The following is a 16,874-nucleotide window of genomic DNA, read 5'->3' on the forward strand; positions in this document are numbered from 1 at the left end:
GACTTACCTTGCGTTGAGAGCCGCGCGAATGGCCGAGCTGGTGCTGGTCCGCACCCCTTGCGTCGTCACGGAGACCAGGTCCTGCAGCAGTGAGCGGGCATCGGTCAGAAGTGCATTGGTTTCCCGTACTGCTGCCGTCGTCTCCGCCTGAGCCTTGTTGTCCACCACCAGGTCGAACACGGCACGGCTGAAGTTGTCCGGCAGGGCCTCGATAGCGTCCGCCAGTTGGCCCATGCTGGTGCCGTCATCCTTGTCGAGGTTGCCCACCTTCATGCCGTCGATGAGCCCGGTCACCTGGTCGTACAGCCCGTTGTAGTCCTTGCCACTGGCGTAGAGGTTCCGACCGAAGCCTAGGGCCGCCTGGGCCGCAGCCTGCGCAGCGCTGGTGTCCCCACCGGCCACCGCCCGCTGCAGCTCCTTCATCGCCTCGCCCAGCTTCTCCTGGTCCGTCAGCGGAGACAGGTCGCTGATCGACAGGCCGTACTGCATGGCCTTCTTGTCCTTGTCGATCTGTGCCTGCAGCTTGCCCATGTTCATCGCGCGCAGCGCTTCGATCTTGGCCAGGTCCTCGGCACGTGCACCGGACAAGCCCAGGGCCTTGGCGTAGTCGTTGGCCGACTTCACCTGCTGCCGGTACGTTCGCTCGATGCTCAGCGCCTGCTGCTGGTAGCTGGACAGGTCGCCGGTCATGAGCTGCGTGGAAACGTCCGCCATCAGCGTGGAGTAGTTGCCCAACAGGCCGCTGACCTTCTGGATCTGTGTGGCCAAGTCCGTGCCAGCCACCGCTGCCAGCTCCTGGAAGTAGTCCACGGCCTTGTTGACCTTGTCGATCTCCAGGCCATTCAACGCCCGTCCGAGGTCGTCCGCATTGCCCACCGCCAGCTGGATCGATGCGCTCAACGCTCCAAAAACATCGGCTGAGCTGTAGAAGCCATCCAGTTGCCCACCGAACCCCGCTGCCCTCACCGCCTCGGTGTACAGGCGGTCCTGCATGTCGGCCAGGTAGCTTTCGAGCTGCTTCTGCGCCTCCTCCGAATCCGCCGACAGCTGCAGCTTGCCCAGGCTGACTTTGACGCCTGCCAGCTGACGCGACAGGTCCACGCCCAACTGCTTGGCCAGGTCCGTTGTTGCGCCCCGGATCTGCCGTGCAGCCATGTCGAACGTGCGATCGATGCCCGGATCCAGGGCACCGTACTGCGTCCACTTCTTGTCGGATCGGAACCACCCGCCCTTCTGCTTCACATCCGCGTAGCTCTGACCGTCCAGTCCACCGAATCCGTACGAACCCGTGATGCCCTGGCCGGTGATCTTCGGGGCACTGCGACCAAACGCCTTGCCCATCAGCGAGCTACCCGAGAAGATCGCCGCCGTCTTCCGGTTCATGCCCAGCGCGCGGCCGAGGTAGTCCAGCGACATGCTGTCGAGCATGACCGGGGTCAGCAGACCGCCGGAAGCAAAGTGACCACGTTTCAGCAGATCGAACTTGTCCTGGTTCTCCAGCCCGAAGCCTTCCTTGTAGGCGCTCCCGGCCATCTGCATGCCCATCGCAATCAGGGCAGCATAGGGAGCAAACGCCGCCACGGCACCGAGCGCACCCGTGGCCGCGCCAGCGGCTCCTGAGGCAGCACCGCCGGCCGCGGCAGCCGTTCCTCCACCTGTGAATGCAACGACGTTGTTGCCGAAACCGAGCATCGACCCGGCCGCCGTTCCTCCGGTGGACGCGGCACCCGCGCCAAACAACCCCTGCCCTTTGGACAGCAGCCCGGCAATGGTGCCCAGGTTCTGACCGCCACCAGCGGTGCCGTTCCCACCGAACAGCCCCATGATGCTCTGCAGGCTCAAGCCACCGCCCTGCCCGTTCATCCCGTTGAGGATCTGAGTCTGGATGGGGATCACGATTTTCTGCTGCAGCAGCTCGCGGGTCAGGTCGCGCAGCCCGCGTCGGGCGGTGTCCTTCAGGTCGTCCCACAGGTTGTCGAAGTCGCGCACGCCGCCGGCAACGAAGTCGGACATGGCGTCGGCGGCATCGCCCACGCCGTTGACGACCACGCCGGCCCACGCCTCAACGTTGGCAGCGGCCTCCTCCACGCGCAGCGACAGATCGGCCGATGCTCGGGCTGCGTCCAGCATGGACTGCTCGTACTGCTCGTAGCTCGCTGCCCCCTTGGACAGCGCCAGCGCTTCCTTGCTGCCCGCGGCCTCCACCGCCTTCTGCAGCTCCTGCCGCATGTCCCGCTCGTTCATCATCTCGCGCCGCGACAGTTCGCGCGCACGGCCGACCTTGCCGAGCATGGCGACCTCGGCATCCATCGTCGCAAGGAGCGCCTCGGGGCTGGCGAGGGCATTCTTGATCTCCGCGCTGGACTGCTCCAACGCCTTCTGCGACTCCAGGACCAGCGTGTTGTACGCGGCCCGCTCGATGCGCCCTTCCTTCAGCGCTTCCTTGAGCTTGTCCTCGAGCTGTTTCTGCCGCTCGGTGGCCTCGGCCAGCGGCCCGGCCATCGTTGCCGCGGCCATTGCAGCCTGCTCGTTGTAGCGCTTGATCGCTTCCGCGTCTGCCGTGCGATCCTTGGCGCCGGCGCGCTCAGCGGCTGCCGACGCCTTGCGCGACTCCGTGAAGTTCTTCTGCGCAGCGGCCAGCTCCGTCTGGAGCCGGATGTACTGTGCGCCCTGCTCGATGTACTGCTTGACCTTGGGGTCATCGCGCTTGGAGAAGTCGACGCCGCTGGCTTGGGCCTCCTTGAACCAGTCATTCACGTCCAGCTGTGCGACTTCGGCTGCACTCTTGCCCACGCGGGCGAGCTGACCCGGCAGCGACTGCATGGCCGACGCGATGCGCTTGCCTGCGGCGCCTGCCGAGTCGCCCAATACGTTGAAGGAGCCAGACAGGGCATCGGTCGCGCTCTTGGCCTGGGTGGTGGCGGCATTCAACGATTCAAGAACATTGCCCTGACGCTCGGTTTCACGTGCGAGCGTTGCGACGCTTGCGGTCTGTTCCACCATGCGACCGCGGAACCTCTCCGCGCCGGTCGCACCCTCGAGCACTTTGGCATTCGCCTGTTCAAGTCGTGCGCTGAACTCGTCAGCGCTGAGCTTGCCGGCCTTGAGTTCGTCGGCCAGACGCCGGATCGAAGCCGCGTATGCGTCCGAGTAGGAGTTCGTGATACCCCTCTGAGACTCCAGCGCCATGTCACGGATGGTTGCCGTGATCTCCTTGTAACCATCACCGATTTCCTTCTGCAGCCGCAAGATCTCGCCAGCCTGCTGCTGCCGGTTCAACTCCCGAAATTTCTCAATCGCCACATCGGCGGCGCCACCGAAGTCAATCAGTGCAGCTGATGCGGTGTTAGTGTTGTCTCGGAAGAGCAGCCAGCCGGCTGCCGCCGTAGCCAGCATCGTGACGATGCCTGCAGGGCCGCCCAGCACCGACAACGTGGCCGAGCCCGCGCGCGCCAGCCACCCAGCATTCGCCGCAGCGGCCTGAGTCTGAGCTTGCGCGAGCAGCAACGTCGCCTGCCTATGCTCCAGCGTCGCGGCAGCAGCCTTGGCACTTACCGAAACGCTTCCGCCGATCACCTGCATCCGGCGAGCTTCGGCCTGAGCATCCAGCATTGCCGCTCGCGTACGCAGCTCCAACTGCTGAGCGGCTGCCAGACTCTGGGCAGCTGCAGCGCGATCTGCGGCGACCGCGGCGTTTGCCGCCGCCACCCGCGACAGAAGCGCCTTCACCAATGGGCCGGAGGCCACTGCGGCGCTGCCAACGGCGACCGTCTGAAGATTGCTGCCCAGCAGGCCAATGCCAGCTGCAAGTGCCTGGGAGGCGCCAGTCGCATCATCCGCGCGCCCGATCATCTCCGAAAGATTGGTATTGAGCAGGGTCAGTGACTGGCCAACCGTCGCGTCCATCTTGCCGAACGCCTCGTCAACCGCACTGGCCTGGCGCTGGAGAGCGTTGATTACCTGGTCAGCGCTCAACTTTCCGGCTTGCCCAAGTTCGCGCAGCTTGCCCATCGGGACATTCAGCCCCTTAGCAATCTCTTGCGCGAGCGCCGGAGCGCCTTCCAGCACTGAATTCAGTTCCTCACCCCGCAGTGCGCCAGATGCGAACGCCTGCCCCAACTGAATCAACGCGCCCTCGGCAGCGGCCGCACTGCTGCCACTGATCACCATCGTCTTGCTGATGGTCTCGACGACTCGCGCAAGACCCGCGCCGGAAAGCCCCAGTGCATCCTGATTCATTGCGATGCGCTGATACAGCTCGGCGGTCGCACCGAGCGGCTGCCGCGTAGCCTTGGCGATCTGCACAACGTCTTGCTGGGCTGCAACGAACGCCGCTTGGTCTTTGGTGACGAGACGAAGCCGGTTGTTCAGGTTGGTCCACTCATCGGCCTTCCCAATCACGGCTTTAACCGCCGCCAAGGCCGAGGTCATCCCAACAGCTTCGAAGGCCACGCGGCGGAATCCAGCAGACACCTCATCCGCGCCACGACGCGAAGCATCCGACATTGACGCCTGGATTGTCTCCATGTCGCGCTTTACAACACGCGCGGCCTTCCCGCTGTCTCTCTCGAACGATCCCGACTTCAGCAACAGGTCTACGGTAAGGGTGTAAAGGCTCATGCCGTCATCCACAAAAAAAGCCCGCACATGGCGGGCCGAGATGGGTACAAAAAAGCCGCCCCATTGGGCGGCTTCTGTTGACGATCGCTCAGTCGGAGGACGATCTTCGGATCACTTCGTCGTTGATCACCAGCTCCTTCAGAAAGTGGCCATCCAACGACATGGTGCATCGCGCGGTGGCGTCGACGTTTGCGCCGAAACCGTTCATCAGCGTCAGCCCCTCACCATGCCCCCACTGGACGATGATCTGACCGCTGGCGCTGCGGACCGAGGCCGGTTGCGGGATCTTCGCCGAGGATGGGTTCTTGGCCGACTCTTTGACCCATTGCTGGCAATTCTTGCTCGCCTCGCGGTAGGCGCGTTGCTCTGGCGACGTGCCGCCACAGGAGGCAAGGAGCATCCCCGAGGCCAGCACGACGGCAGCCGCTGTCAAAGCCATTGGATTTCTCATTGCGATCCCCGTGTCAGTCTTCCACGCCGATTCTCGCACTCTCTTAGGGCCTCAACAAACAGCTACGCGGGAACCTCTTCGAATTCCATGTATCCGGTGAAGTACTGCCGGCTGATGTTCTCCGCCGACGGCAGCTGCGTCGGGTAGCCGTAGAGCGCCGACCGCGCCGCCAGCAGCGGGTCAAACGCCTTGCTGATCATGTCCCGGTACTGCGGCACAACGCAGGATCGCCGGCGTCCCGCGATCGCAGCGGCCACCGTCTCCCAATCGGTCCCGCCCAGTCCACCGCCGCGCACGGCAGCCGTCGCCCGACCAGACAGGGTGCAAGTCAGCCGGCGGTACAGACGTCCAGCAACCGTGTTGACCTGCGAACCCTTGGTACGGGTGTGGACGCTGGTGTCGATTGTGGCCACCGCCCAGCCGTCGCTGATGCCCACCTCGACTGCCCGGAAGATCGCGATCTCGCCCACGTCCACGTTCGTCGCGGTTGTCGCGAACTCGACGGACACGGTCGAAACCAGGGCATCGGCCTTCGGAAACAGCCATGCGCAGACACTCCCGTCGGGCAGTCGCACCGTGGTGCCGCTGGCGCCGGCCGCGCTCACCTGCACGCCGGGCGGGATGTTGAGGCCGAGAACCGCGATGATCCCCGGCACAACAGCCTCGGCCAGAGTGATCGTGATCGCCAGCGAACTGGTGCGCCGCATCCGCGACGCTCGCCCCGGCTTACCATCGAAGAGCGCCGAGCCCTGGTCCGCCGACAGCCACGTTCCGCCGGTGAGGGTGACGGTTTCCACCGCCGGCATGCCATATCCAATCAACACGTCATCATCCCCACAGGGTAAGCACCACGTCCCCCGTGGCAGGGTTGCGCTCCACGCGCCGCACCAACACCGGCTTACCGTCGGCCAGGCCATAACGGCTGTAAGTCAGCCGGCCAATCTGTCCCGGAAGCGGGGCCAACTGTTGATCGCCCCGGACGGTGACCTGATAGAAGAAGCGTTGGTCGCGGTAGATGCCCACTACGCGGTCGATCTCTGCTTGTGCGTCCACCGAGCGCCAGAACAGCGACACGACCGGGTCGGCTGCGTCAGCTCTGCGATAGTGAGGATGGAGCGCCCCGGCTCCATATACCTGCGCCCTGAACAGGCCCACCAGTTCGTCGCGGCGCCATTGAGGCACATCCACTACGTCTGTCACCAGGTCCGATGCCGACAGCGCCTGGGCGTTCGGCCGATACGCCATCCGGCGGGTCAGATTCGGCGCGTCATCGGGGACACAGAGCAGGTCTTCAGCCATGTCCGCCTCGCTCAGATCAAACGCTGGCGCTGCCCCGGAGGTCTCCGGCGCAATCACCCGCGTGAATCGTAGCGGCCCGCTCGGATCCTGGTAGCAACCCGCGCCGTAGCTGGGGAGGATCGCGTTCATTGCATCTCGACCGGTGACCGCGCTGCCGGCGTAGTAGCCAATGCCGGCATACCCGGTTTCGCCATCGATCGCTGCACAATCAGCCGCTACCCATGCTGTCTTGCCCAGCCTTCCCATGATATCGGCCATAGCCTGCCGCAGTGTGGCAGGTTGCTGCCCCGGGCCGATGCTGGACAGGTCTGCCACCACAGGGGTTACCGGTGGCGATTTCATCAGCAATTGCTGCCCATCCGGCGAGACGCTGAACGTTCCAGGCTCCAATGTGTCGCCTCGGTCCATCACCGTGTCCGCATAGATCGGCGCATCAGCCACAAACATGGCCGTGGCATCTGAGTTGGCCCCCATGGCGGGTACGCTGGCAACAGCCCCAATTACCACTGGCTGCGGCTTCCAGGCGAGTGCGGGAATGTTGGGCAGGAAGACCCCACGGTTGATCGTCCCGTCAAGATCATCGTGGGCGTCTTTGAAGTGCAACGTCTTACTGCCGTCGTCGTTGATCTCGATGCGATCCACCGCGAAGCGAAACACAGGCACCGTGTCATTGAGCATGCCGTCTTCCGGACCAGTTCGGATCTGTACCGGCAATCCAGACACACCGCCTTGTGCCAGTCCGTCCAGAAGCCCCTCAGCATCCAGCACCAAGCATTCCGCGGCACTGGTCTGGATCAGGGATTCGCCTCCCCACGGCCAGAAGCTGATCTCGCTAACAAGGGTCAGGCCCTCGGCAACCAACCCCTCGAAGCGAACGTTCGCAGGTGTATCGCCCGGGGCCGTGAGCCAGTCAGCGTCGGCGAGGCGCACCACATCGGCGGCAGGTCCTGGGGTGTACCAACCAGCGGCGGCGGCAGGGCTCCGTGCGCCCCATTGACCCGCATTGACCACCAGGGACAGCCCGCCGGCCTTGGTTGCGGCGAGTGCAGCGGCGAAGTGCAGTGGCCCGGCCAACGTGAAATCCCGCTCGTGGACAAGTTCACCGTTGCGGTACAGCTTAAGGCGGTTCGGAATTCCGATTTCCACCAGTACGCCAGCGGTATCCCCTCGGCCAACGAATGGAAGCCCTACCGCGACCGCGCTGCCATTGGCGATCACCCTTCCCCCAGCAAGGTTCCAGCCGATTCCGCCGGCATCTGAGCCCGGATAGCCGGCCAACGATGCCGCGCCGTTGACGATGCCTACCACCGCCGACATATCGTCCTCACCCCATAGGGCGAACTCTGCGCCCACCGTGCCGGCACTTTGCGCTATGTCCGACCGTGCCATGCGGTTGAGGTCGGCCGCGCTCGTCGTGGCGAGCGTGAGCCCTCCGTCGCGCGCAGCGAGCAGAGGGCCGATGGGGAGGGCAGCAAAGCGCCCGAAGGTGTTGGTCATGGTCATCCCAGTCGATCGAACCAGTCCTGCGCCTCGTCCTCCTCGGAACGCGGCGCGAGGGTTTCCAAGTACTCCTGGAAGGAGCGCTTGGTGCCGCCCTGGCTGTGTGAGGCGGTGATGTACGCGGCGAAGGCAGCGGGCTTGATGTGCAGGCTTACCGGGTCGATGGGATTCCGCTTATGGAACTCCCACCATTCCAAGAACTCCCGGCGCGACATGCTCGCCTGCAGCTCAGACACCGTGCGATGCAGGTGGCCGGCGAGGACCTTCCAGAACCAGTCCTCACCGCGCTGCCTTAGCCGTTTCCCGCGTCGGCCTGGGCTTGGGCAGCATCCTCGCCGAAGCCGGAATGCTTCATAGCCACACGCTGCAGCTCAGCGGCAACCAGCGGCTTGAGCTGGGCGGCCTGCTCCACATTCATGACGGGCTTGCCGTCCTCGTCGCAGATGGTCGCTGCGATCAGCTTGGCGCGGTCGCCTTCGCCCCACAGCTTGCGGAACTCCGCATCCGGCAGCTCGCGAACATGGAACTGCGCCTTGGCACCGTTGGGCAAGGTGATCGTGTCGGCACGAACGTCCTTGGAGGCGAACATGCCCAGGTTGGTGAACGACTGCAGGATGCTCACGGGCTGCTGCGGCTGGGTTTGGGTGGTTTCGCTGGTCTTGCTCATTGGCCGTTTCCTTGAATGGCGACAGGGCGCGCGGGCCGCGCACGGCTAACACGCGGAGGATCCGCGCGCCCCGTCAGAGAGATGGCCCGCCGGAGCGGGCCTGGGTGTGCGCCGTTGCCGCAGCCTTACGGCGTCGGGCGGTGCGTGGTGACGGCGCCGGAACCGCGGATGGTGATCGTCGCCTTCCACACATCGTTGTCCTGGCTGGTCACCGCGAAGTTCTGCACGAAGCCGTCGAACTGCTTGGACAGCACGGTGTCCGGCGGGGTGATCTTGCCGGCAACGGCGGTCGGCTTGGCCACACCCTCGGTTTCCGACAGCGGCGCGGTCACCAGCCAATTCACCACGGCACCGGTCTCGTGCAGCTCTTCCAGCTTCTCGTGGTCGACGCTGTCGTAGATGATCTCGATGCTGGTGCTGCCGGTCTGCTTGCGGCCGGCGACGAACTGGTCCCAGTCGTCGTCGTAGTCGGAGATATCGATCTCCGATGCCTGGCCATCGGGGAAGCCGACCGAACGCAGGCGGGTCACCTTGATGACCTCGGCCGCGGCGATGGCGACGAACAGCTGCGAGTGCTTCGACTTGATTACCTGTCCCATAAGGGTTTCCTTGTGTTGCGCCCGTCGCCGGGCATGAAAAAGGCCCCTTGCGGGGCCAGTGGTTTGCCGTTGTGTGGTTCAGCGCAGTTGCAGGAGCCTGGCGTCGAAGGAGATGCCAAAGGCGTCCGTGCCGTCGCTGTCAGGCGTCGGGTTGTAAGACTCGATGCTGCCCACGCGCTCGATCGCGTCGCGGATGGCGACGGCCGCGCCGTTGGCCTGCGTCATGGCTTTGCCCCACACGGTTAATCGGACTCGCCAGCCGTCGGCCGGCGGCGCATCGGACAGCATCGCGGTGGGCGATCCGCCGACCACCTCCCACGTCGCGTAGGGCAGTGCTGCATCCTGTGGCGCGGTTCCCGGCCACAACCGGATCGGGTCGCCCAGCACGTGCCGAACCGCTGCATCACCCTGCAGCAGGGACTGGATCAGGGGAACCATCATCGCCAGCCATCCTTCTTGAGCTGCTTGTCGAGCGCCGCCCAGGCTTCATTGATGATTACCTGCGCCGCCTCCGGCCCTTTGGCCTCGCCTGCCGGCGTGAGGAACGGCTCGGCCCTCATCTTTCTGGTGCCGAATTCCTTGAAGCGCCAGTAATAGGCCCAGCCCGCCTCCTCATAGACCTTCCCGACGCGGCCACGGCGCCGGTTCCGCTTGGTGTTGGCGTACTTGCGGCGACGACCGGTCTTAACCCCAACCGTGAAGTACTCGCCGCTTTGGCCCACACCTGCCCGCTGCCGGCTTTTGGTGTTGGCCCGGCGGGTGACGATCTGCGAGGCCATGAACCCCGATGCTCTCGGAGCCCGCCGCCGGGCGTCGTCGCGGATGACGTTGCCGCCCTTGCGCATACCGGCTTGCACGGCTCGCCCTTGAATCGCCTTGGGAGCGGCCCGTAGTGAACGCAGGAGGCCGTCCAGACCGTCGATCTTCACCTGCTCAGACATTGGTCAACCCCGCTACGGCGATGATCGCCATCTCGCTGCGGTCGTTGCTGGGTGCGATGCTCTTGATATCGAAGACACGGCCACGGAACACGATCCGCCACTGAGGATCAACGTCACGCGGGCGGATATCGAACCGAACCTGCTCCCGGTAGCGCTCGGCACCGGCGGCGACCGCCTCTGTCGTTGCCGCAAGATTGTTGGTGGCCTTGGCCCACACACTCACAACCTCGACCCACACCGGCTTACCTGGGCCGCCCAGCGGGTCGCGCGTTTCGGTCTTGCGCTCGAAGCGGATTCGGTGCTGCAGATCGCCATCTAGAAGCGTCATGGCATCATCACCCTTCGGTATGGGCGCAGCAGGCTCTTGGCACCGTTGGGTAGCTCGACCGCCTGAGCCCCCACGATCACATCAGTGCGGTTCGCGTAGAGGTGACCGAGCGTCAGCAGGATGGCAGAGAAGATGCTCGGATTCGCAACAACGCCGTGGATGCAGGCCTCCGCCTCTACTGTCGCCTCGCGATGGGCGACAACCGCCAGCCGTATCGCGGCGGTGCGCTCGTCCCCATCCTCAATGAACGCCGCATCTGCCAGCGCCTGGCTTTTTGCAAGCGCGGCGGCCTGCATTACGGCTGGGTAGCTTCGCCTTGCCAGAGCCAAGGCGTCGGCGTCCTCGTAGATCCGCCGATTGAGGTATGCCTGCGCTGCATCCTGCGCGCCGGCAATGGCGGCCTGCAGCTGTTCCTCGGGGTAATCGGCCTCAACTCGCACATGCGAGCGGGCCTGTGCGAGTGAGACGATGGGCATGTCAGTCCTTCTTCCCTTCAGCCAGAGCCGCGGCCAGCTTCTCCGCCCCCCAGCGCTTGTCGAACGGGATGCCGGCGGCCTCGAGCTTGGCTATCAGCGCCGGCTTCTCATCCGATTCCGGTCCAGCCGAAGACTTGTCCTCTGACAACGCACCCAAGGCCCGGGCACCTGCTTCCAGTTCGGGCGGGCATTCATCCCCGACGGTGAAATCAGTCGGGTAAATCTCGCCGTCGCGTACACCGCGAAACGGCTTCGTGAGCTTGCTCATAGCTTCTCCCAGTGAAGGGGCGGCCGAAGCCGCCCCAGGTTCCGCTGTTCCCTGGGCCGATTACTCGGCGATCTTGAGGGCTCGCATCGGCTCCGGGTTGTGCACACCGCCGCCCACACGCTTGGTGGTGTAGAACTGCACGTAGGGCTTGTTGGTGAACGGATCGCGCAGCACGCGCACACCCTTGCGGTCGTAGACGGTGTAGGTCTGCTTGAAGTCACCGAACAGTGCTGCGACAGCGTTGGCGGCCACATCCGGGGTCGCCGCCACATCCTGCACGGGGAAGCCGGCCAGGGTGGCAGGCTGGCCGGCGATCAGCGACGGCTGCCACAGGTAGTTGTCCTGGGCATCCTTCAGCTTGCGCACGGCGCCCTGGGTCTTGCGGTTCATGGCGAAGCGCGCATTGGCGGTGAAGGCCGATGGCAAGTCGTACACCAGGTCGATGATGCCGTCGGCAGTGATCGCTGCCGCCGCCCCGCTGTTCACCGCCTTGATGGCGCCGAACGGGTGCTTGGCCGCATTGGCACCACCCTCCACGTAAGTGAGGATGCCGAACGGCTTGTTCACGCCGTCGCCAGCGAAGAAGCCGACGCCCTCCTGCCGGGCGAACTCGGTATCCACCTCACCAGCCAGCCATGCTTCCAGGTCGATCTCCGAATCATCCAGCAGCTGCTGGGTGGCGGCCGGATTGGCGTAGATTTCGCCCCAGCCGAAGCCCAGCGACTTGAACTGCGGGCCAGCGGTCTGCGGGCGAGCATCTTCTTCGCCGACCCAGCCGGACGCCGTGCCGCCCATGTTGTACAGCTTGGTCAGGCCAGCGCCCGAGCAGGGCACCACGTTGGCCAGCTGGCGCATGTCCGACAGGATGACGAGCCGGTCGGTGATGGTGCGATCCCATTCCACCGGAGCCAGATAGCCGCCCTCTTCAGCCACGCCCTTGTTCAGCGCCGCCTGCACGTCGCCCTTGCGGAAGTGCGCCGAGAAGGCAGTGCTGTATTCCGCATCGGCCAGCCGTTCACCGCCCGCACCGCCACCCATCTGGAACGCGGCCATCTGGGTGTTGGCCTGGTCGACCGCGGCCTGCAGGCGGGTAATGTCAGCATTGATGTTGTCGACCTTCAGGGCCTGCAATGCATCGGCGCTACCCTTCTTGATCTCTTCCAGCTGCTTGGTGTGCTCGGCCTTGAAGTCGGCGAATGCCTTGTTCAGCGACTCCACCAGCACCTTCACGTCGGGCTGGCTGCCGCCATCGGCGTGCACGGAAACGAGGCCGCGCGGGACGCGGCCATGGGTCATCTTGGTCATGTGTTGGCCTCTTAGGCTTTGATGTTGTCGAGAAGGCCCTGCAGCAGGGCCGAGGTTTCGTTGCCGCCAGCGCTCGGCGTGGCGGACCCGGCAGCGCTCGGCTTGCCGTTGAACAGCGATTTCAGGGTGTCGCGCCGCATGGAGCGGGAGTGGCCTGCCTTGGCCATCGCCGCCTCGACCAAGGCCAGGGCCTTGCGTCCACCCGATGCTTGCTTGGCATCCTTGGTAGCGGCAGCTCCGTCCAGCAAGCCATCGGCGAAGCCGTCCTCTACCGCCTGGGCGGCGCCGATCCAGGTCTCTTCGTCCATCATCCGGGCCGCTTCGGCCGCGGTGACACCCGAGCGGGCCGCGTAGACCTTTGCCATGGCTGCGTCGAAGGGCTCCAGCAGCTTTGCCGCGTCGGCCATGTCGTGCCGATTGCCGATGGCCACCGCCCAAGCGTTGTGGATCATCAGGAACGACCCGTCGCCCATCAGGATCTCGTCACCGGCCATCGCGATCACCGACGCTGCTGACGCGGCCAGGCCCATCACCTGGACGGTCACTCTGCCCTGGTGCTCGCGCAGCAGGTTGTAGATCGCAACTCCCTCGAAGAAGTCGCCGCCGGGCGAGTTGATGTTCACCACCACGTCTTTCGCGCCGATGGCACGAAGCGCGGCGCTGATCCGCTTGGCGGTTACGCCGGTCCCCTCCCAGTTCTCGCCGATCGAGTCATAGATCGAGATGCTGTTCGCGTCGTTGCCGGCGGCGCGTACTTCAGGCTCCCAGCGTTCGAGCGCGTCAGGGCGCATGTCGAACTGGGCGGCGCCGAGCCGACGCTCGGCACGGATTTCAGGCAGCTGCCGGAGGCTCATTGCTCTTTCCCTTCTGTGTCATGGGGTTCATCAGGTCATTGGCCCCGGGCTGATCCGATTCGGGGTAATCCAGCAGGTCACGGACCTCGTTCGCAGTGTGGAATGGCTGGCTGCCGCCCGCACCCAGAGCCGCCTTAAAGAACTCGGCCTGATCCTTGAGCGTGCCGCGCATCAGCGCCCGCACGTTGAACTTCGGCTGGTAGCGCTCCAGGTCCCGCTCATCGATCAGCGATCGCGCGACCGCCTGCTCCCAGTTGGTGAAGTGCTCCAGCATCGTGAACTGCAGGAAGAAGATGCCCAGCTGCTCGATGCCTGTGCCCCAGCTGGTGTCGCTCAGGAACAGCAGCGGGCGGGGAACGCCATAGAGCCTGGCCACTTCCTCCACCTGTGCGCTGCGGTTCTCGACGTGCTGGGCCTCTTGCGCGGTGCTGCCAAACTTGTTGGCCTTGGCGTTCTCCTCCAGCAGCATCCAGCGCTGCGCCGCGGCGGCGCCGGCATACTCGGTGTCGAGGGACGTGCGCATGCGCTCGTAGGCCACGTCGCTGAGCGCATTGGGCACCTCGATGGCACCGCCAGCCATGTTGCCGGTTTCAAAGATCCGGCTCGCCGCCTGTTCCGCATCAAGCGCCAGGCGGATGGCCCGATCTGCCAGCTTCATCCTGGAGAGGCTTGTCACGCCGTCCACGGATAGATCGCGGATGTGCAGCACTTCCTCCTGCTTGAGGATCACCTCGCCGCGCTTCTTGCTGTTGAACCGGTAGATCATCCGCCAATCGTCGCCCAGCTCAGCCCGCACCGCGAGGGAGTCCAGCGGGATCAGGTGGATTGGCCGGCCTGCTGACCAAACGATCCGCGCGTAGGCGTCCCCGTGCCGCTGCCGGGCCAGCTCCATCTGCCGCTTGAACTCCAGTGGTGTCTGCCACGGGTTCGGCTTGATCTTCAGCAGGCGGTGCGCGGGATGCTCAACCGCTATCCGCTTCTTCCCGCCCGACTCAACCAGGTTCAGCGGCAGCATGCCAATGGTCCCGCAGATCAGGGACAGGCACCTCAGCACCGCCATGTTGCGCAGCTGGTAGCCACCGCCGCCGTGGCCGCCCTGTGATCGGATGAACTCCAGCAAAGCCGGGTCATTCATTCCCGTGAACTGGCCGGCCTCAGCGCGTGCGCTGGGTGGCGCCGCCGGCGGCGGATTCCAGAGCCGGTCCAGCGACTTCAGGTCTTCTTCATTGAACCTGGACATGGTTTTCCCTATAGAAACCGGATCCCGCGCTTCTCGTACACAGAAGCTGAGCGGACAAAGCTCGCGTGCGCTGCACCAATAGCCATGCACAGTGCGACGGCGGGATCGATCTTGTTGATGGACCGCTCTTTGGAGAGCCAGCGGTTATCCCATTTGTCGGTTTCGATCACCGCCGACATGAGCGCTGAAACGAGGACCGGGTTCTTCTTCAGTCGGATCCGGCCCTCCAAGAGGGCCTCTTCCAACAGGTTGAGCGAGCCGGGCATCCACATGCCCTCTGGCACCGGCTGCCCTGCTGCTTTGGCGGCCTCGGCTGCGGCCTCTAGCGGCTTGCCCTTCCTGGTGCCGCCCTGCGGGTGCTCGGCGAAGGTCAGCGAAAGGCCAATCTGTTTGGCATCGTCCTCGAAGCGGCGGAACACATACCGGTCATAGGCCATCAGCTGAATGGAGTAGCCCTGGTCGTAGTCGGCCAGCGTCTGAGCCACATGTCGGAAGCTGATCGTCTTGCCCTTCGGCGCGTGCAAGTGGCCAGCCTCGATCCACGTCCGGTAGGGCAACTTGTCCTTCAGCTGGCGTGCGTCCACCGTGTCGCCGGGCGTCCATGCCTCAATCCAAGCATCAAACGTCGGCTTCTCGACCACGCGCTCCTCGCCCTCCACCATGACGGTGATCGGCAAGCTGCCGGTTTGGACGACGAACGCCGCAGCGGTCAGATCGCGCACCTGCGACAGATCGAGCCCGCCATACACCGGCTTTCCGTGGTGTTCGGCAATCTCGAAGTCGGCCAATGCCGGCTCCAGCGTCGCGCGGGTCATCCATGCAGTTTCAGCATCGGTCCAGACGCAGAAGTGCAGGCGCAGCACGCCGTTCAACTGGCCGGGAATCGCCTTCGCTTGGTGAACAATGTCCCGCAGCGTCTCCTCCGTGATCGTGATCCCGAGCAACGGGTTCGCTTTGGCCCAGCAGGTCGGATCCTCCAGTGGGTCGTCGCCATCATCGAGCGCGCACACGTAACTGAAAGTGCGATCGTCCAGCGGCTCACCGACAAAGGTCGGATCGTTGACCGCCTCGGTATGCCCAGCCGCCACTTTCACCGCGTGCTCGTGCTCCTCCCAGGCAACACTGTTTCGGTCGCTGCCCGAGTTGGTGATCATGAACAGCAACGGCTGTCGCCGGAACTTGAAGCCGCGCTCCAGCATCTCGATGGCGCGCCGGTCGGGCAGCTCGTGGACTTCGTCGGCAAGCACGAAGTACGGGCGAGGACCGGAGCCTGTTCGCCCGGTGTCCCGCGAAACCGGCCGGAAGAAGCTGCCGCTCTTGTGGTGAGCGATGTTGTACTCGCGCCCCTCGCCGCCGGAGAACTCCAGACGCTTCATCAGCGCCTTTGACGCCTTAACCATCTTCACCGCGTCGGCGAACAGGATTCCGGCCTGCTCCTTCTTCGCGGCCGCGGCGTAGATCTGCGCGCCAGCCTCCCCGTCGGAGGTCATCCCATACAAACCAATGCCGCCGGCCATGGGCGACTTTCCGTTGCCCTTGCCCATCTCGATATAGGCGCGACGGAATCGCCGGTTGCCGTCCGCCTTCTTCCAGCCAAACAGCGATCCGAGAATGAATGCCTGCGAGGGGTGCAGCTCAAAAGAGCGGCCCTCGAACTGGCCCTCGGAGAGCTTCAGAATCGTCTCGAAGTACTCAAAAACCCTTTGCGCCGCAGCTTGGTCGAAGTAGAGGCCGCGCTCGTGACCGTCTTGCAGGTCCTTAAGGTGCCGGCGGCATGCATTTCGCACATGGGGACCGGCCACGATCTCACCTGCTACCACGGCCAGCGCATAGGCCGAAGTGCGATCAGAAGAGCTTGTCGTCGGGGTCTTCGTCCTCTTCGCCGCCATGATTCACTTTTGTCTCGTCAACCGGCGTTGCGCCGAGCTTGGAAAGCAGGGAGCCCAGCGCCTGGAGGGCCGAAACCCCCATCTCTGGGTCGGTCTCCATCCGAGCCGCCAAGATGCAGACCTGGCGCAGCAATAGCCGGTGGCCGGCATGCAGCCACGGCATGTTTTCGACCTGCTCACGCCAAACCGCGATCTGCGGTTTCGTCATCCCCTTGTAGGGAGGCCCGACCGCCTTGGCCTTTTTCGGCGTCTTGCGGTCCTTGTGCCGTTTTGGGTTCTTGGCCGCTGCGCCAGAAACTGCTGCTTTTGCGGCTGGTGTCCTTGGATTTGCCATTTTCTGCCCCGGTCGGGGGGTCGTCTTTCCAACTGTGGATGCGCGAAGAACGGGGGGCGCTCGTATCGCCGGGCGATCGGCCCAAACTTTTGAGCCCCCCCTC

The 16,874-nt window shown here is 64.6% G+C and carries 17 protein-coding genes; all 17 read right to left on the reverse strand.

Annotated elements, in window-relative coordinates; all coding sequences use genetic code 11:
- Positions 1 to 3: 3 nt before the first annotated feature.
- Positions 4 to 4,620, reverse strand: coding sequence for a tape measure protein (locus B9Y82_RS18580; protein ID WP_100474845.1), 4,617 nt, complete (start codon positions 4,618 to 4,620; stop codon positions 4 to 6).
- An 88-nt stretch (positions 4,621 to 4,708) separates the two neighbouring features.
- Positions 4,709 to 5,059: a hypothetical protein gene (locus B9Y82_RS18585; protein ID WP_065200555.1), complete on the reverse strand. Its 351-nt coding sequence runs from the start codon at positions 5,057 to 5,059 to the stop codon at positions 4,709 to 4,711.
- Positions 5,060 to 5,133: 74 nt separating this feature from the next.
- Positions 5,134 to 5,895, reverse strand: a complete 762-nt coding sequence (locus tag B9Y82_RS18590; RefSeq protein ID WP_238381638.1) for a hypothetical protein — start codon at positions 5,893 to 5,895, stop codon at positions 5,134 to 5,136.
- Between the two features lie 4 nt (positions 5,896 to 5,899).
- Positions 5,900 to 7,867, reverse strand: coding sequence for a hypothetical protein (locus tag B9Y82_RS18595; protein ID WP_238381639.1), 1,968 nt, complete (start codon positions 7,865 to 7,867; stop codon positions 5,900 to 5,902).
- 2 nt (positions 7,868 to 7,869) lie between these two features.
- A complete protein-coding gene (locus B9Y82_RS18600; protein WP_238381640.1) occupies positions 7,870 to 8,106 on the reverse strand; it encodes a hypothetical protein in 237 nt (78 codons plus the stop codon).
- Between the two features lie 56 nt (positions 8,107 to 8,162).
- Complete coding sequence (locus tag B9Y82_RS18605) at positions 8,163 to 8,537, reverse strand: hypothetical protein (RefSeq protein WP_053497214.1); 375 nt, start codon at positions 8,535 to 8,537, stop codon at positions 8,163 to 8,165.
- A 125-nt stretch (positions 8,538 to 8,662) separates the two neighbouring features.
- Positions 8,663 to 9,136 carry a phage tail tube protein gene (locus B9Y82_RS18610; RefSeq protein ID WP_053497212.1) on the reverse strand — a complete coding sequence of 158 codons (474 nt, stop codon included), beginning with the start codon at positions 9,134 to 9,136 and terminating at the stop codon, positions 8,663 to 8,665.
- 78 nt (positions 9,137 to 9,214) lie between these two features.
- Positions 9,215 to 9,577 (reverse strand): tail completion protein gp17, encoded by a 363-nt coding sequence (gene gp17 / locus B9Y82_RS18615; protein ID WP_049450661.1) that lies wholly within the window; start codon positions 9,575 to 9,577, stop codon positions 9,215 to 9,217.
- On the reverse strand, positions 9,574 to 10,065 hold the full coding sequence (locus B9Y82_RS18620) for an HK97-gp10 family putative phage morphogenesis protein (RefSeq protein WP_238381641.1): 492 nt from the start codon (positions 10,063 to 10,065) through the stop codon (positions 9,574 to 9,576). The genes gp17 and B9Y82_RS18620 overlap by 4 nt, the downstream gene beginning before the upstream one ends.
- Before the next feature lie 4 nt (positions 10,066 to 10,069).
- The gene (locus tag B9Y82_RS18625) at positions 10,070 to 10,405 is read right to left on the reverse strand and encodes a phage head closure protein (RefSeq protein WP_065186825.1); all 336 of its coding nucleotides are present in this window, start codon (positions 10,403 to 10,405) and stop codon (positions 10,070 to 10,072) included.
- The gene (locus B9Y82_RS18630; protein WP_100474849.1) at positions 10,402 to 10,881 is read right to left on the reverse strand and encodes a head-tail connector protein; all 480 of its coding nucleotides are present in this window, start codon (positions 10,879 to 10,881) and stop codon (positions 10,402 to 10,404) included. The genes B9Y82_RS18625 and B9Y82_RS18630 overlap by 4 nt, the downstream gene beginning before the upstream one ends.
- A 1-nt stretch (position 10,882) precedes the next feature.
- Positions 10,883 to 11,149: a hypothetical protein gene (locus B9Y82_RS18635; protein WP_065186824.1), complete on the reverse strand. Its 267-nt coding sequence runs from the start codon at positions 11,147 to 11,149 to the stop codon at positions 10,883 to 10,885.
- Positions 11,150 to 11,209: 60 nt separating this feature from the next.
- Positions 11,210 to 12,454 carry a phage major capsid protein gene (locus tag B9Y82_RS18640; RefSeq protein ID WP_065186823.1) on the reverse strand — a complete coding sequence of 415 codons (1,245 nt, stop codon included), beginning with the start codon at positions 12,452 to 12,454 and terminating at the stop codon, positions 11,210 to 11,212.
- A gap of 11 nt (positions 12,455 to 12,465) precedes the next feature.
- Positions 12,466 to 13,308, reverse strand: a complete 843-nt coding sequence (locus B9Y82_RS18645) for a head maturation protease, ClpP-related (RefSeq protein WP_065186822.1) — start codon at positions 13,306 to 13,308, stop codon at positions 12,466 to 12,468.
- Entirely contained in the window at positions 13,286 to 14,548 is a 1,263-nt protein-coding gene (locus B9Y82_RS18650) for a phage portal protein (protein ID WP_065186821.1), read from the reverse strand. The genes B9Y82_RS18645 and B9Y82_RS18650 overlap by 23 nt, the downstream gene beginning before the upstream one ends.
- A gap of 8 nt (positions 14,549 to 14,556) precedes the next feature.
- Complete coding sequence (locus tag B9Y82_RS18655; RefSeq protein WP_081275859.1) at positions 14,557 to 16,437, reverse strand: terminase large subunit; 1,881 nt, start codon at positions 16,435 to 16,437, stop codon at positions 14,557 to 14,559.
- A complete protein-coding gene (locus B9Y82_RS18660) occupies positions 16,394 to 16,771 on the reverse strand; it encodes a hypothetical protein (protein WP_231109154.1) in 378 nt (125 codons plus the stop codon). The genes B9Y82_RS18655 and B9Y82_RS18660 overlap by 44 nt, the downstream gene beginning before the upstream one ends.
- Between the last annotated feature and the right edge of the window lie 103 nt (positions 16,772 to 16,874).

The sequence above is a fragment of the Stenotrophomonas maltophilia genome, assembly GCF_002799155.1.
Taxonomy (GTDB): Bacteria; Pseudomonadota; Gammaproteobacteria; order Xanthomonadales; family Xanthomonadaceae; genus Stenotrophomonas; species Stenotrophomonas maltophilia_R.

Excerpts from the sequence above, each read along its gene's own strand:
- B9Y82_RS18640 (WP_065186823.1), bottom strand. The coding sequence starts at position 12,454 with ATGACCAAGATGACCCATGGCCGCGTCCCGCGCGGCCTCGTTTCCGTG.
- B9Y82_RS18630 (WP_100474849.1), bottom strand. The coding sequence starts at position 10,881 with ATGCCCATCGTCTCACTCGCACAGGCCCGCTCGCATGTGCGAGTTGAG.
- B9Y82_RS18635 (WP_065186824.1), bottom strand. The coding sequence starts at position 11,149 with ATGAGCAAGCTCACGAAGCCGTTTCGCGGTGTACGCGACGGCGAGATT.
- B9Y82_RS18660 (WP_231109154.1), bottom strand. The coding sequence starts at position 16,771 with ATGGCAAATCCAAGGACACCAGCCGCAAAAGCAGCAGTTTCTGGCGCA.
- B9Y82_RS18580 (WP_100474845.1), bottom strand. The coding sequence starts at position 4,620 with ATGAGCCTTTACACCCTTACCGTAGACCTGTTGCTGAAGTCGGGATCG.
- B9Y82_RS18585 (WP_065200555.1), bottom strand. The coding sequence starts at position 5,059 with ATGGCTTTGACAGCGGCTGCCGTCGTGCTGGCCTCGGGGATGCTCCTT.
- gp17 (WP_049450661.1), bottom strand. The coding sequence starts at position 9,577 with ATGATGGTTCCCCTGATCCAGTCCCTGCTGCAGGGTGATGCAGCGGTT.
- B9Y82_RS18595 (WP_238381639.1), bottom strand. The coding sequence starts at position 7,867 with ATGACCAACACCTTCGGGCGCTTTGCTGCCCTCCCCATCGGCCCTCTG.
- B9Y82_RS18610 (WP_053497212.1), bottom strand. The coding sequence starts at position 9,136 with ATGGGACAGGTAATCAAGTCGAAGCACTCGCAGCTGTTCGTCGCCATC.
- B9Y82_RS18645 (WP_065186822.1), bottom strand. The coding sequence starts at position 13,308 with ATGAGCCTCCGGCAGCTGCCTGAAATCCGTGCCGAGCGTCGGCTCGGC.
- B9Y82_RS18625 (WP_065186825.1), bottom strand. The coding sequence starts at position 10,405 with ATGACGCTTCTAGATGGCGATCTGCAGCACCGAATCCGCTTCGAGCGC.
- B9Y82_RS18650 (WP_065186821.1), bottom strand. The coding sequence starts at position 14,548 with ATGTCCAGGTTCAATGAAGAAGACCTGAAGTCGCTGGACCGGCTCTGG.
- B9Y82_RS18605 (WP_053497214.1), bottom strand. The coding sequence starts at position 8,537 with ATGAGCAAGACCAGCGAAACCACCCAAACCCAGCCGCAGCAGCCCGTG.
- B9Y82_RS18655 (WP_081275859.1), bottom strand. The coding sequence starts at position 16,437 with ATGGCGGCGAAGAGGACGAAGACCCCGACGACAAGCTCTTCTGATCGC.